At 64.2% G+C, this 14,403-nt stretch carries 16 protein-coding genes; 5 read left to right on the forward strand and 11 right to left on the reverse strand.

Annotation, left to right across the window (positions count from 1 at the left end):
• Positions 1-83: 83 nt before the first annotated feature.
• Complete coding sequence (locus ACODSP_RS25345; protein ID WP_054169388.1) at positions 84-548, reverse strand: Lrp/AsnC family transcriptional regulator; 465 nt, start codon at positions 546-548, stop codon at positions 84-86.
• Positions 549-678: 130 nt separating this feature from the next.
• Here ACODSP_RS25345 and ACODSP_RS25350 point away from each other — a divergent pair, with 130 nt between their 5' ends.
• On the forward strand, positions 679-921 hold the full coding sequence (locus ACODSP_RS25350; protein WP_488968308.1) for a DUF6356 family protein: 243 nt from the start codon (positions 679-681) through the stop codon (positions 919-921).
• Positions 918-1,952, forward strand: a complete 1,035-nt coding sequence (locus ACODSP_RS25355; RefSeq protein WP_488968309.1) for a YeiH family protein — start codon at positions 918-920, stop codon at positions 1,950-1,952. The genes ACODSP_RS25350 and ACODSP_RS25355 overlap by 4 nt, the downstream gene beginning before the upstream one ends.
• A 43-nt stretch (positions 1,953-1,995) precedes the next feature.
• On the opposite strand, the gene ACODSP_RS25360 is transcribed toward ACODSP_RS25355, so the two are convergent.
• The 9 genes from ACODSP_RS25360 to ACODSP_RS25400 form a co-directional block, all read right to left on the reverse strand.
• Positions 1,996-3,126, reverse strand: coding sequence for a CaiB/BaiF CoA transferase family protein (locus tag ACODSP_RS25360; protein WP_488968310.1), 1,131 nt, complete (start codon positions 3,124-3,126; stop codon positions 1,996-1,998).
• Entirely contained in the window at positions 3,123-4,253 is a 1,131-nt protein-coding gene (locus ACODSP_RS25365) for a CaiB/BaiF CoA transferase family protein (protein ID WP_488968311.1), read from the reverse strand. Before ACODSP_RS25365 ends, ACODSP_RS25360 begins: the two co-directional genes overlap by 4 nt.
• Positions 4,254-4,361: 108 nt before the next feature.
• Positions 4,362-5,558, reverse strand: a complete 1,197-nt coding sequence (locus tag ACODSP_RS25370) for an acyl-CoA dehydrogenase family protein (RefSeq protein WP_488968312.1) — start codon at positions 5,556-5,558, stop codon at positions 4,362-4,364.
• A 23-nt stretch (positions 5,559-5,581) separates the two neighbouring features.
• Positions 5,582-6,103, reverse strand: coding sequence for a MaoC family dehydratase (locus ACODSP_RS25375; RefSeq protein WP_488968313.1), 522 nt, complete (start codon positions 6,101-6,103; stop codon positions 5,582-5,584).
• A gap of 17 nt (positions 6,104-6,120) precedes the next feature.
• A complete protein-coding gene (locus ACODSP_RS25380) occupies positions 6,121-6,936 on the reverse strand; it encodes an HpcH/HpaI aldolase/citrate lyase family protein (RefSeq protein WP_488968314.1) in 816 nt (271 codons plus the stop codon).
• Positions 6,937-7,030: 94 nt separating this feature from the next.
• A complete protein-coding gene (locus ACODSP_RS25385; RefSeq protein ID WP_488968315.1) occupies positions 7,031-7,993 on the reverse strand; it encodes an alpha/beta hydrolase fold domain-containing protein in 963 nt (320 codons plus the stop codon).
• A gap of 225 nt (positions 7,994-8,218) precedes the next feature.
• Complete coding sequence (locus tag ACODSP_RS25390) at positions 8,219-9,106, reverse strand: polysaccharide deacetylase family protein (RefSeq protein ID WP_488968316.1); 888 nt, start codon at positions 9,104-9,106, stop codon at positions 8,219-8,221.
• Positions 9,107-9,149: 43 nt separating this feature from the next.
• Complete coding sequence (locus ACODSP_RS25395; RefSeq protein ID WP_488968317.1) at positions 9,150-9,995, reverse strand: SDR family NAD(P)-dependent oxidoreductase; 846 nt, start codon at positions 9,993-9,995, stop codon at positions 9,150-9,152.
• Positions 9,996-10,006: 11 nt separating this feature from the next.
• Positions 10,007-10,318: a hypothetical protein gene (locus ACODSP_RS25400; protein WP_488968318.1), complete on the reverse strand. Its 312-nt coding sequence runs from the start codon at positions 10,316-10,318 to the stop codon at positions 10,007-10,009.
• Between the two features lie 113 nt (positions 10,319-10,431).
• On the opposite strand from ACODSP_RS25400, the gene ACODSP_RS25405 reads away from it, so the two are divergent.
• A complete protein-coding gene (locus ACODSP_RS25405) occupies positions 10,432-11,454 on the forward strand; it encodes an NADP-dependent oxidoreductase (RefSeq protein ID WP_488968319.1) in 1,023 nt (340 codons plus the stop codon).
• 10 nt (positions 11,455-11,464) lie between these two features.
• Entirely contained in the window at positions 11,465-11,866 is a 402-nt protein-coding gene (locus ACODSP_RS25410; RefSeq protein ID WP_444732411.1) for a YciI family protein, read from the forward strand.
• Positions 11,867-12,040: 174 nt separating this feature from the next.
• On the opposite strand, the gene ACODSP_RS25415 is transcribed toward ACODSP_RS25410, so the two are convergent.
• Positions 12,041-12,886, reverse strand: coding sequence for a helix-turn-helix domain-containing protein (locus tag ACODSP_RS25415; RefSeq protein WP_488968320.1), 846 nt, complete (start codon positions 12,884-12,886; stop codon positions 12,041-12,043).
• Between the two features lie 357 nt (positions 12,887-13,243).
• On the opposite strand from ACODSP_RS25415, the gene ACODSP_RS25420 reads away from it, so the two are divergent.
• Positions 13,244-14,392, forward strand: coding sequence for an FAD-dependent monooxygenase (locus tag ACODSP_RS25420; RefSeq protein ID WP_488968321.1), 1,149 nt, complete (start codon positions 13,244-13,246; stop codon positions 14,390-14,392).
• Positions 14,393-14,403: the final 11 nt, after the last annotated feature.

A 14,403-nucleotide genomic window follows, 5' to 3' on the forward strand; every position in this document is an offset into this window, starting at 1 on the left:
ACCCCGACACGCGACGGTGCCGCCAACTGTCGGGGTTCACATACGTTCACCCACGACCTACGGCAAGCCTCGCGGTCAGCCTGCTACCCCTTCACATAATCCAGTGGCAGTTCGGTCGTGTATTTCAGGCATTCCATGGAAAAGCCGGCGGATACATCCGACAGGTTGGCGACCTTGATCAGGCGTTTATACAGCGCGTCGTAACCGGCGATGCTGTCCACCATGAACTTCACCAGATAGTCGATGTCGCCCGACATGCGGTGAAGTTCGATCACCTCCGGAATCCTGCTGACCCCTTCGGAGAATTTCTGCAGCCATTCCTCTGAATGGGTGGCGGTGCGGATCAGGATGAAGCCGGTCAGGCCGAGGTTCAGCTTGGCCGGGTCCAGCAGGGCCACGCGCTTGCGGATAATCCCCTCATCCTCCAACCGCTTGATCCGCCGCCAGGCCGGCGTCTGCGACACACCCGCCCGTTCGGCGATCTCGGCGACGGAGCCGGACGCGTCTGATTGCAGGGTGGCCAGGATCTTGCGGTCAATCTGATCCAAAATCTTCTCCACTATGCGCTATGGATAGAAGAAAATCACGACTCCGGCCGCATGATACCACAGAGTTTAGACAAAAATCACCCGAAGCTGGTGATACGCTTTCCTTGTTTCCGGCACCTGGAGGAAAGCCATGCTGCACCGCCTGTTCACAGACCATCCGGCCTCTGTCGGTGAAAGCTATCTGGCCCATATGGGGCAGGCCTTTTCCTTCGGCTTCACGATGCTGTTCGCTTCCATCGCCTGCATTCTGCACGGATTCTTCCCCTTTTTGTTCGTGAAGACGGGCAGCAACACGATCCGCCGCCTGCATGAACGGATGGTCACCCACCGCAACCGCCGCACCATGATGGCGCCCGGGACGCTGGCCCGATGACCTTCGCCCCCTGGACCAGCCAGCAGACGCGCCATCCGCTGGTCCAGCGGGGGCGGGATGTGCTGCCGGGCCTGCTGCTGGCCGCCATCGTGGCGCTGGCGGCGGCCCATATGTCTGCGTGGCAGGGCGGGCCGGTCATGCTTTACGCCCTGGTCTTCGGCATGGGGCTGAATTTCCTGGCGGCGGATGCCCGCTGCACCCCCGGCATCACTATCGCGACCAAGCCGATCCTACGCCTGGGCGTGGCCCTGCTGGGGGCCAAGGTGACGCTGGGCGACATGCTGGGCCTGGGTTGGGGCGCCGTGGCGCTGGCCGTGTCCGGCCTGCTGGTGACTCTGACCGGTGGCTATGTTATTGGCCGGATGTTGAAACTGCCGCCGGCGCATGCGCTTTTGTCCGCCGGCTCCGTCGCCATCTGCGGGGCGTCCGCGGCATTGGCTATTTCTGCGGCCCTGCCGGCCCGCCATCAGGCGGAAAAGCCCACCTTGCTGGTGGTGGTCGGTGTCACTGCGCTTTCCACCATCGCCATGCTGGCCTATCCGCTGCTGGCCCGTCTGCTGGGTCTGGGGGAGGAACAGGCGGGCCTGTTCTTTGGCGCGACCATCCATGATGTGGCGCAGGTGGTGGGTGCAGGCTACCTGATTTCCGACCACACGGCGGAGGTGGCGGCCATCGTCAAGCTGATGCGGGTGGCCTGTCTGGTGCCCGTGGTCATGGCCGTGGCCTGGATTTTCCGCGACCGGGCGGTGGATGGGGCGAAGAAGGCCAGCCTTCCGACCATTCCGCTGTTCCTGCTGGGCTTCATGGCGCTGGTGGCCGTCAACAGCCTGGGGCTGCTGCCGGCGGCGGCGCTTGGCGTGATGGGTGAGCTGTCGCGCGGCTGTCTGGTCGTGGCCGTGGCGGCGCTGGGCATGAAGACCAGCCTGCGCGATATGGCGGCCCTGGGTCCGCGCCCGGTGGCGGCCCTGGTGGGACAGACGGCGCTGCTGGCTGTCTTCGCGCTGGGTTTCATCGCCCTGACCGGCATGTAAAAAGCTCTCCCGTCCGGGCGATATGACAAGCTCCCCGCCAACTTCATGCGGTTGGTAACTCCCGCTGCCACCGTGCCAACTTGTCCCCGAAATGGGGTAGGCTGAAACGTGGTTGGGCCGGTTCGTCCGTGAACCGGATCGGTACACCGATATGACGATAGCCATCGGCGTCGGTCAGCACCATGCCGCGTTCGGCCACGAACGGATCGTCAAACGCATCCTTCAGGCTGCGCACGGGTGCCCAGCAGCAATCGACCCCGCGCAGGAATTCCTGCCACTCGGCCAGACTGCGCGTGGCGAAGGTTTCCTTGAAGAAGGCGCGCAACGGTTCCTGCGCCGGCCCCGGCGGCATCTTGGCAAAGGACAGCAGATCCGGGCGGCCCAGTGCCGTCAGCAGGTTTTCGGCAAACTTGACCTCCGACCCGCCCAGCACCAGGAAACGCGCGTCCGCCGTTTCATAGATATGGTACATGGCCGATCCGCCGAAGCTGCGCATCTCCTTGACCGGTGGGTGGCAATCTTCGGCAAAGACCGGGCCGGTGACGTTGGGGGTCCAGGCGAAGGCGGCGTCAAACATGGACAGATCAACATAGTCGCCCTTGCCCGTCTGTGTACGCCGCAGCAGGGCCATCAGTACCCCGGACAGGGCCATCAGGCTGGCGGCCATGTCGGCGACGGGCATGTTGGGGCTGGCGGGCTTTTCGTCCGTTAGGCCCCGGTTCAGGTCCACCAGACCGGCCAGCGCCTGCACCGTCATGTCATGGGCCGGCTTGTGCGCGTATTTGCCCGTCTGCCCGAAGGCGGAGATGGAGCAATAGACCACACCCGGATTGACCGCGCGCACGGCGTCATAATCCACGCCCAGACGCTTCACCACGCCGGGGCGGAATGCCTCCACCACCACATCGGCCTCTGCGGCCAGTTCCATGAACAGGGCGTGATCCGCCGGGTCCTTCAGGTTCAGGGCGACCGACCGCTTGCCCCGCGAGATATTGCGGAACCAGACGGTGACCCCGTCCCTGGTCTTCTGCCCGATCTCCCGCGTTGGCTCGCCGGTGCCATTGGCGGGTTCGACCATGATCACGTCGGCGCCATGGTCGGCCATCATCATGGTCATGTGCGGACCCGGCAGGAAGGCCGACAGGTCCAGAACCTTGATCCCGTCCAGCTTCATTCGCTCATCTCCCCCAGCTTGGGCGCGCGGCGGCCCTTTGGCCGCTCACCATTGATACGGATGGGGGATGAGAGCAGGCGCAAGGTTCCGTCCCTGACGTCGGGATGCTCCACATCCTCCACCATCCCGATCTCCGCCACGAACGGATTGTCCAGCGCCTGATCCAGGTTCGTGATGGGCGCAAAGGGTACATGCCCACCCAGGATCGACAGCCATTCCGCCGTTGTCTTCGTGGACAGCAGCTCATCCAGCGTGTCGGACAGAAGCTGCCGGTTGACGCGGCGGGCGGGGATATCCTTGAACTCCGAACGATTCAGAAGGTCGGCCCGGCCCGTGCGGCGGCAGAATTCCTCCCAGAATTTCGGGGTCTGGCACATCAGCATGGCCCAGCCATCCTTGGTACGGAACGACTGGCTGGGGGCGATGGATGGATGCGCCCCGCGCGGCAGGCGGGAAACCTGATCGCCCGCATTCAGATACCAAGTGGCGGGGTATGAGAGCTGATGGATGGCCGTATCGAACAGCGCGACATCCACGTCGCAGCCCACACCGGTCGCCTTGGCGCCCAGGATGGCCGACACGGTACCGAAGGCCATCATGGTGCCCGTCATGAAATCGACCATCGATACGCCCAGCCGTGTTGGCGGGGCATCGGGCTCCCCCGACAGGCCCATGAAACCGGCCTCGGCCTGCATCAGATAATCATAGCCGGGCCATGTCTCCCGGCTGTTGCCCCGCCCATAGGCCGACAGATGCGCGCAGACCAGACGCGGGTTGATATCCTTCACCGCGTCATAGGTCAGGCCCAGCTTCTTTGGCTGATCCCCACGCAGATTGTTGATCAGGGCGTCGGCGCCTGTAAGCAGTTCGTTGAAGACGGCACGTCCGTCCGGGCTTTTCAGGTCGATGCTGGCCGATTGCTTTCCCTTGGAAAAGGTCTGGAAGAACTGGCTGTCCTGTTCACCCAAGAAATGCGGCCCCGTCGCGCGGGAGACATCCCCGCCCGTGGCGGCGTTTTCCACCTTGATCACCGTGGCGCCCAGATCGGCCAGCAGCATGCTGCCATACGGCCCGGCGCCATATTGCTCCACCGCAATGACGCGGATACCGGAAAGGGGGCGTGTCATAGACGGGGGCTCCGTTGGGGGGCAGCTGTTTTCTGCAAGCTCCAACCGTCATCCCCGCTTTCGCGGGGATGACGGGAAGTGTAAGGGGGGAGAAAGGGCAATGGGCAATCACACCGGATTGCGCGCAATCATCTGCTTGGCGATGATGATGCGCTGCATCTCGTTGGTGCCCTCGCCGATGCACATCAGGGGCGCATCGCGATACAGCCGCTCGATGGGATATTCCTTGGAATAGCCATAGCCGCCGAAGATGCGCATGGCCTCCAGCGTGACCTCGACACCCGTTTCGGAGGCGAAATACTTGGCCATGCCGGCTTCCATGTCGCAGCGGTCGCCCCGGTCGTACGCGGCGGCCGCGTCCTGGACCAGCAGTTCGGCGGCGCGCACCTTGGTCGCCATCTCACCCAGCTTCAACTGGATGGCCTGATGCTCCCCGATGGGCTTGCCAAAGGTCCGCCGTGTCTGGGCGTAGGCCACGCTTTCTTTCAGCGCGCGGCGCGCAATACCGACGGCGCGGGCGGCGACGTTGATGCGGCCCAGTTCCAGGCCGCCCACGGCCATCAGGAAGCCCTTGCCCTCAACCCCGCCGACCAGATGCCGCTCCGCATCCAGCTCATAATCCTCGAAGATCAGCTCGGCACTGTCGATGCCCTTATAGCCCATCTTTTCCAGCTTCTTGCCGGTGCGGAAGCCCTCATATTTCCGGCCTGTGTCGGGATCGACCTTGGGCGCAATCAGCATGGTCATGCCCTTGTGGCGCGGCTGCGCGTCGGGGTCGGTCTTGACCAGCAGGGCCACGGCCCCGCCCTCGATCCCGTTGGAAATCCAGGTCTTGGTGCCGTTGATGACATAGGTGCCGCGATCGGTACGGGTGGCCTTTGTGCGGATGGCCTGCAAATCGGTGCCGGCATCGGCCTCCGTCAGGCCCAGGCCGCCGCGGATGTCACCGGCGCAGAACTTGGGCAGCCAATATTCCTTCTGGGCCTGAGTCCCGAACTTCTCCACCACGGTCGCCATCATGATATGGCTGTTGAAGATGCCGGTCAGCGACATCCAGGTCTCAGCGATCAGGCTGACGATGCGGGTATAGGTGGATGCCGGCAGCCCCAGCCCGCCATATTCCGGGCTGATGGTGGCGCCGAACAGGCCCAGTTCCTTCATCTGCGCGACCAGTTGGGTCGGGTAGATATCGTCATGTTCCAGCTTTTCGGCCACGGGGCGAACCTCGCGGGCCAGCCAGCGTTCGATGCTGTCCAGGATGGCGGCTTCATCGTCGGCGTGGATGCCGGGATGGGGCGTGCTCATGATATCGGCTCCGGGGCTGGGGATCAGTAATGTGCGACCCGGTCTTCCACGGCATGGCCGCGGAAGGGGATCAGCATGTTGCGCTTGAACGAACAGACGGTGACGCCGTTCTGGTTCTTACCAATGGTGCGGATGGTGACGATGCCCTGGTTGGGGCGCTTCTCCGAGGCGCGCTTGGCCAGCACTTCGCTTTCGCCATACAGCGTGTCGCCGTGGAACACGGGCGCGCTGAACTTCACCTCGTCCATGCCCAGATTGGCGATGGCCTTCTGGCTCACGTCCGTGACGCTCATCCCGATCAGCAGGGCCAGCGTATAGGGGCTGACCACCAGGTTCTGCTTGAACTCGCTGGCCTTGGCGAATTCCGTATCGAAATGCATCGGATGCGTGTTCAGCGTCAGCAGCGTGAACAGATGGTTGTCATATTCGGTGACGGTCTTGCCGGGGCGATGCTCATAGATATCGCCGACGTTGAAATCCTCGAAGTAACGGCCAAACGTCTCGCGATAGCGATTGGGGCCGACTTCCTTCCAGTTCTGCACCATCTTCTTGGGTCCTTATCTCATCCGGCGGCAGCGGCCAGCACGCGCCGCGCTGTCCGCACCACGGGTATCTCGATCAACTTGCCATCCAGCAGGGCCACGCCACCGCCGGCTTGTTCAAAGGCGTCCACCACGCGGTGGGCGCGGGCGATCTCCGCCGCTGTGGGCGTAAAGACCTCGTTCACCACGGCCACCTGGGTGGGGTGGATGCAGGCCCGGCCTGTGAAGCCCAGCGCCCTGGCCCGCGCGGTGGAGGAACGCAGACCATCAATGTCCGCGACATCGATGGACGGAACGTCGAACAGGCCGACCCCACCCTCCGCCGCCGCCGCAACCAGGGTGGAACGCGCATGCAGCAGCGGTTCCCACTCCAGGGCACAGCCCAGTTCCGCCGACAGGTCCACCCCCCCGAACAGCAGGGCGCGCACCCGCTTTGCGGTCGCGATGGCGGCGGCATTGCGCAGGCCCGCCGCCGTTTCGATCAGGGGCACCAGCCCCACCGCCCGGCTGCCCAGAACCTCATCCAACAGCGACAGATCGGCAGGGTCCGTCAGCTTGGGCAGCATCAGGGCCGCCGGTGCCTTTGCCATCGACAGCACGGCCAGCAGGTCGGCCAGCCCTGCCGCACTGCGCACCGGGTTGATGCGCAGCCACAGATGATCCGGGCATCCCTGTTCCGCGATGAAGGCGATGGCGGCGGCGCGTGCCGCGTCCTTGCCCTCCGGCGGGACGGAATCTTCCAGATCAATGCAGGTAATGTCCGCCCCGGCGCCCAGCGCCTTTGCGAACCGGTCGGCCCGCGCGCCCGGCACGAACAACAATGACCGCTCTGACATGGTCAGTTCCTCGGTTAATATGTCCGGACATATTCGGGCCGACACGTCCCCTGTCAACCAACCATCCTGCGGTTTGACCACCAGGAGGATGAAATCAGGGCTTCAGCACGGTGTTGAAGAAGTCGAGCGTGTCCTGCAGCGCCTTCACATGCGTGCTGCGCATCAATTCCCGGTCCTTCGCCATCCAGCCATGGTTGACGCCGGGATAGACTACCATGCGCGCCGATGCGCCCACGGATTTAAGCTTGTCCAGCATCACCTGCGCTTGGATCACCGGCACCGCCGCGTCCAGTTCACCATGCAGCAGCAGGATCGGCGGTGTCTTGGCATCGACATAGTTGATGGGGCCGACGGCCTTGATCTCATCCGCACAGTCGGCGGCATCCTTGCAGCCCAGGAAATCATAGATCGGCTTGAAATCCTCCGGCGGGCGCGGCTTGTCGGTGACGGTGAAGTCATAGATGCCGTACCAAGGCACGGCGGCCTGCACGCAATCGCCCTTTTCCACGGGCGCCGACCGGTCGCAATCCACCGCCGCCATGGCCGCCAGATGGCCGCCCGCACTGTCGCCGAACACGCCCACGCGGGCCGGGTCGATGCCATAGGTGGCGGCATTGGCACGCAGCCAGCGGATGGCGGCATCCACATCCTGGCTCTGCGCCGGGAAGGTGGCTTCCGATTTCAGCCGGTAATTCACGGCGGCCACGGCATAGCCGCGCGCCGCCAGATCGGCCAGCACGGCGGGGAAATCAGCAAAGGCCGCCAGCCCGCGCGAATTGCCCATGGCCCAGCCGCCGCCATGGATATAGACCAGCAACGGTCGGTTCTTCGCCCCTTCTTTGCGGTAGATGTCCAGCTTCAGCGGACGATAGCCGGGGATCGTCGCATAGGTCAGGTCCGGGAGCGCCACCACCCCGCCGAGGAAGGGCACCGGCAGCCTGGGCAGCGTGTCCTCCTGGCTCCAGCCCGCACCCACCTCCGCCCTCACAGGTTCCCCGGCATGGGCGGGGAGGGACAGCATCAGGCAAAGCGTTGAAAACAGGGACAGTTTCCGCATGATCTTGGCTTTCGTGCGTTGGAGGGGATTGGGGCGTGGTCGTTGAAGCCCAACGATAAAACGCTCTCCCCGCCTTCCCGGCGGAGGCCGGGACCCAGGGGCCAAGGGGTCAAACCGTCAGGCTGCCTGGATCAAAGCTGCCGTGAGGTCGGGCTGTTGGCCCCTGGGCCCCGGCCTTCGTCGGGGAAGCGACAAAAGGAAGGTATTGATGAACCGCGACGGACCTTAACCAACTGTCGGCGGCACCGCCGCCGCAAAGGCCGCCGCGATGTTGGCGCGGCTGGTCACCCAGACGTCGGAATGGCGCTTCACATGGTCCAGGAAGCCCTGGAAGGCGCCGATGCGCCCCGGACGGCCAATGATGCGCAGATGCAGGCCCAGGCTCATCATCCTGGCACCTTCGGTCTGCGCCTCCCGGTACAGCCAATCGAAGCTGTCGATGGCATATTGCTGCCAGTCGCGGGGCGTCAGAGCCGGGGCCAGCCAGAACTTCATATCGTTGCTGTCGATGGCATAGGGCATGATGACCATGGGCTTGGTCGTACCGTCGGACAGCGGGACATGGTCCCAGAAGGGGAAATCGTCCGAATAATCATCCATGTGATAGGAATAGCCCTCTTCCGCCAGGATGCGGCGGGTGGCATCGGTGTGCAGATAGCGCGACAGCCAGCCGACGGGGCGCGTGCCGGTCGTCTTTTCAATGGATTGCCAGCCGTCTCGGATGAACTGCCGCTCCCTGTCTTCCTTCATCCAGTATTGATGCGTCCAGCGATGGCCGTGGCAGCAGATTTCATGCCCCTGCGCCACAATCTCCGCCGCCAGAACCGGCGCGCGTTCCAGGGCGACGGAGGCGGCGGTGAAGGTCGCCTCCACCCCATATTCCTTCAGCAGGCGCATGACGCGCGGGGCGCCGGCCTTGATGCCATACTGGTAATTGCTTTCATTGCCGTGGATGCGGATGGGCTTGGCCACGTGCACCGACAGCTCATCCACCGGTTCGGGGCCCTTGTCCCCGTCCCGGATATTATGCTCCGCCCCTTCCTCGACATTCACGACGATGGACAGGGCCAGCTTCGACCCATTGGGCCAGGTGAAATCGTCGGGTGCGGGCATGGAAACCTCTGGCATTTGGAAGGGGGCGGCGGCTGCGGGCGCCTCAGTGCGGCTCCTCGCCGCCGGACACGTTCATGCTTTCGGCGGTGATGTAGCCGGCATCCTGCGAACACAGGAAAGCGACCGCACCCGCCGTATCATCCGGCAGGCCGGGACGGCCCAGCGGGATGCGGTTCTTCATGGCCTGCAGGTAATCTTCCAGCGACAGGCCCAGCTTCTGGCTGAAATACTCATTCTGCCAGGCACCCAGGCCGGTGGTCACATGGTTGGGGCAGACATTGTTGACGGTGATCCCGTGCGGCCCCAGCTCAATCGCCGTGGACCGGATCAGCCCGACCAGACCATGCTTGGACGCGCAGTAGCCTGCGGCGAAGGGAAAGCCGGACTTGGCCGCCTGGCTGGCGATATTGATGATGCGCCCGCCCTTGGCCGCCGGCACCATGACTTCCGCCGCCGCCTTGATGCCGTTGAAGCATCCGGTCAGGTTGACATCGATCACCGCCTGCCATTCGGTCGCTTCCAGATCCAGAAGCGGCTTCATGATGTAGCCGATACCGGCATTATTGACCCAGAAATCCAGGCCACCCAGCTTTTCTACGGCAAAGGCCGCCATGGCGCGCATCTGCGCCAGATTGCGCACATCGCAGGTGAAGGTTTCCACCCGCGATCCCGTGTCCGCCGTGATGTCCGCTGCCAGGGCCTGCATCTCCGACAGGCCGCCAATCATGCTGTCGGGCGTGGCGGCATCGGCGGATTTGCCGATGTCGGACAGCACGACGGACGCACCCTCGGCGGCCAGACGGCGGGCGATGGCCTCGCCCAGCCCCTTGCGCCGGCCCGAACCGGTGACGACCGCGACCTTGCCCGCAAAACGTTTTGTGTCCGCCATGTCCGCCCCCGTCAGCCCAGCTTGTCGGTCACGATGAAGGTGACGTCGGCCATGTCCTGGAACTGCGCCGCGATCTTCTGCATGGCCTCGGCGGCGATGTCCTTGCCGAACTGGTCCATGTCGGCAATGTCGATGATCTCAATATACTGGTAGGGCGGGGGCGCCTCGCTCCCCAGCGTGACCACAGAGCGGAATACCGCGAACTCAGTGATCGACGGCAACGCATTGACGGTGGGAAGGTCCACAGCGCGGGCCCATTCCTCATAGGCTGCGCGGTCGATGCCGGGTTTCAGGTTGAACAGGGCGATGATGCGCGTGGCCATGAGGGTTCCTCTGCCTGGAAAGGGTTGGGATGGGGCTTGCAGGAATTATTGATATATCATTATATCAATTACAAGCACCTTTGTTGCGCCTCCCCACTCCTAAGGATACTTCGATGAACAAACGTATCGTCCTGGCCCGGCCCGCCGGTTCGTCCCCCGTGCCCGAGGATTTCCGTCTGGAAGAAGTGGCGATGCCGTCGCCTGGCCCCGGTCAGGTGCTGATCCGGGTCGATCACGTATCCCTGGACCCCTATATCGCCAGTACCCTGCGTGGTCGCCACATGTCCGGCGGCGTGCCTGTGGGCGGCGTCATTCCGGGGGAAGCGGTGGGCACCGTCGTTGAAAGCTGTGGTGAGGGTCTGGCCGTTGGCGACCGGGTGATCTGCCGTGCCGGCTGGCAGCAATTCACTGTCGCCGACATCGCGCCCGCCGGTGTGGCGCAGAGCCCGCTCAGCCTGGCCGCGCAGAAGATCACGCTGCCGGACGGTGTCTCCTACACCTCGCTGCTGGGTGTGCTGGGCATGCCCGGTCTGACCGCCTGGGCCGGCACGGTCAAGATGCTGAAGCCCATTCCGGGTGACACGTTCGTGGTGTCCGCCGCCACCGGTCCGGTCGGCGCCACCGCCGGTCAGCTGGCCAAGCGCATGGGCGCTCGCGTTGTCGGTATTGCCGGCGGCCCGCAGAAATGCGCCTTCGCGGTGGAAGCGCTGGGCTTTGACGCCTGCATCGATCACCGCGATGCCGATTGGGTGGCAAAGCTGGCGGCGGCCTGCCCCAACAGCATCGATTGCTATTATGACGGTGTGGGTGGCCGCATCCTGGAAGGCGTGCTGGGGCATCTGGCCCTGGGTGCCCGTGTCGTTCTGGTTGGCATGATGGAGCAGTACAAGGCACCGGCCCCGCTGCCCGGCCCCAATCTGGTGCCCATCATCAAGTTCCGCGCCACCGTCGAAGGGCTGGTCGTCTATGACCATTGGTCGGATATGCCGAATTTCCGCCGCCGCGTAGCTCCGCTGGTCCGCGACGGTCAGGTGATCGTGCGCGAGGAACGCGTGGCTGGCCTGGAATCCGCCCCCGACGCCCTGATCCGCCTCATGGATGGCGGCAATTTCGGCAAGATGGTTCTGGATTTGTGAGGCTTTGAAAATGAACAGCACTCCCCCCACCGTCCCGCGTATCGACAGCCCGACCTTTCTGGTTCTGGCCTATGACATTGCCGACAGCGCCAAGGCCCTGGCCCTGCGCGATGAATATATGGAAGGCCATCTGGGCCATATGGAGGCCAACTGGACCCGCTATGTCAGCGCCGGGCCAATGCGCACCGAAGATGGCAAGGGCTATCTCGGTTCCATGTTCCTGCTGAAGGCCGCCAACCGCGCCGACGTGGACGCGCTGATGATCGGCGATCCCTATTTTCGCAGCGGGCTTTATGACCGGGTCGAGGTAGTGCCGGCGGTGGTTGCCATCGGCACCGCCATCGGTGGCCGCATCTGGGCCGGTGCGGATCAGTTGAAGGGTGCGCCGGCGACGGTTGTGTCCAAGGGCTGAGAGTCCGGTTGGGGGGTGGGGCTGCCCTCACCCTCCCAAGCCTTTCGGCTTGGGCCCCTCCCTCTCCCACGTTCGTGGGCGAGGGGTGAGAAGTTTGCCCCTCGCCCGTTTACGGGAGAGGGAGGGGCCCGAACGCGTCAGCGTTTGGGAGGGTGAGGGCATACCCCTTCGCAATCAATGCTCGACGCGGCGTTCCAGGGTCCAGTCCCAGCGGCGGGTTGGCATCTGGTCCAGCGTCTCCCGCGGGCTGCCGGCCTTCCAGTCCAGATAGGCCTCACCGATCTCCCGCGCGGCCTCTTTCAGGTCGGGCAGGTAGCGGCTGGCAAACACGGCCTCGGTCACGGCCTTGTCCATGAAGCGCATGCCCACACAGCCCAGCAGGGCGGAACCCGCATAAAGCGGGACAGCAGCCGTGGATTCACCCCGATATTGTCGGATGCTGATGGCGTATCCGGCTTTGCGGATGCTGCCCAGCATCTTTTCGATCATGTCGCGCTGCCGGCCCGCGCCTTCCATCTCCCCGCCCGACCCCAGGGCGATATCCAGCAGGGCCGCGCGCTGTGGCGCCGGGCTGAACGCCAGATAGGTGCGGCCTGATGCGCTGTTCAGCAGCGGCAGGCGCACGCCCGCATTATAGCGTTCAAGGGCCAGGGGGCTGTGCTTGTCGGTGGTGTGCCGGACCAGCATGCCATTGCCCTGGTTCGTGCTGATCGACACGGGCCAGACCAGCTTGCGGCCCAGTTCACCCAGCAGCGGCTGCGCCACCTCGCCGATCCAGGCCTCGTCATCATAGCCGTCGGACAGGCCGCGCACCAGCACGGTCAGGCGATAGCGGTCATCCGACCCGTCGCGTACCGCGTAGCCGGCGGAACAGAGCGTTTCCAGCACGCGGTAGGCGGTGGTGCGGGGCAGGTCGATGGCGTTGGCCACGTCCGTTACCGTCACGCCATTGCGGCTGTTCAAGACCTGCAGAACGTCCAGCACACGCAGCATCGCCCGAACAGGTTTGATCTTGTCCATTCCCGAACCTCCTGACGCGCCAACAATCAACCGACCACATGGATCATGACGGCGAATTAAAACTGTAACCGAAGAATGTGCCTGCGTGTCCACCTGTCGGATAGTGTGGACGGCAAATGATGCTGATTTGGCGGTTTTCCGCGGATTTCTCGGGGGTGCTTATGCGACTGCATAATCGCTTGCCGGATAAAACCGCGGCAAATGCCCGCTAGGCTTACATTTTTCAAGGGTGCGGGCACGTCCGCCGTGCGGACAAGGGACAGCAGCTGCCTATCCAGGCGGCACAATCACGCCCCCTAATCCTTCGTGACGCCGATGATGGGTCGGCCGTCAACGAATCGAAGGCTTCAAACGCCCATGAGCAAAGCGAGAATAACAATCGTCGGCGGCGGCATCGGCGGGTTCACGGCGGCCATCGCGCTGTTGCGTCAGGGCTTCGCCGTCACGCTGCTGGAAGCCGCCCCCGCCTTTGCCGAGGTCGGCGCCGGTGTGACCCTGTCGCCCAACGCCATGAAGGGATATGTGCATCTGGGCCTGGCGGAGCGGATTGCCGCTGCCGGTGTCGAACCCGCCCGTCAGCGTATCCAGCATTGGCAGGATGGACGCCTGCTGCGGTCCATCGACCGGTCCGACATGCGCGCCCGTTTCGGCGCACCCTATGTCTATATCCACCGCGCCGACCTGCACGCCATCCTGGTGGATGCGGCGGAAAGTGCGGGTGGGCGGCTGCTGATTAATGCCGGCGTGGTGGCTGTGGAAGGCACCACGGCAGTCTTGCATGATGGCCGCCGGATCGAGGGTGACCTGATCATCGGTGCCGATGGGTTGAAATCGGTGGTCCGCCGCCTGTTCGAACCCGCCGCCGCCCATTTCACGGGCCATGTCGCCTGGCGCGCCCTGGCCCCGGTCGAAGGGGCGTTGAAGGATCTGGTGGAATGGCCCGGCATGCATATCGGGCCGAACCGTATGGTCGTCCGCTATCCGGTGCGCGGGGCCAAGATCGTCAATATGGTGTTCTTTGCCCGTCAGGATGGCTGGACCCAGGATGGCTGGACCATTCCCGCCGAACGGTCGGATCTGGAGACCACCTTCGCGGGCTGGGCGCCGGAGGTGCAGGCCATGATCGCGGCGGTGCCGGAGGGCAGGATCTATAAATGGGCCATCAATGCCCGCCGTCCGCTGGATAGCTGGATCATCGATGACAAGGTGGTGCTGCTGGGCGATGCCGCCCATGCCATGACCCCCTTCATGGGCCAGGGGGCCGCCTGTGCCATTGAGGATGCGATCGTCCTGTCGCGTGCCCTGGGTGACAGTGCCAGCACGGGTGAGGCGCTGCGCCGCTATGTCGCCGCCCGTCATGAACGCGCCACCTTCATCCAGCTGGAATCCAACGCCAACGCCGACCGGATGCAGGCCGCCAATACCGAACTGTTCGGGATCGAAGGCTTGCGCAACGAGGATACGTTGGGTCTGCTGGATTATGATTGCCGTACCGTCCCCGTCTGATTGCTGGTAGC

The sequence above is a fragment of the Niveispirillum sp. FG156 genome, assembly GCF_057809555.1.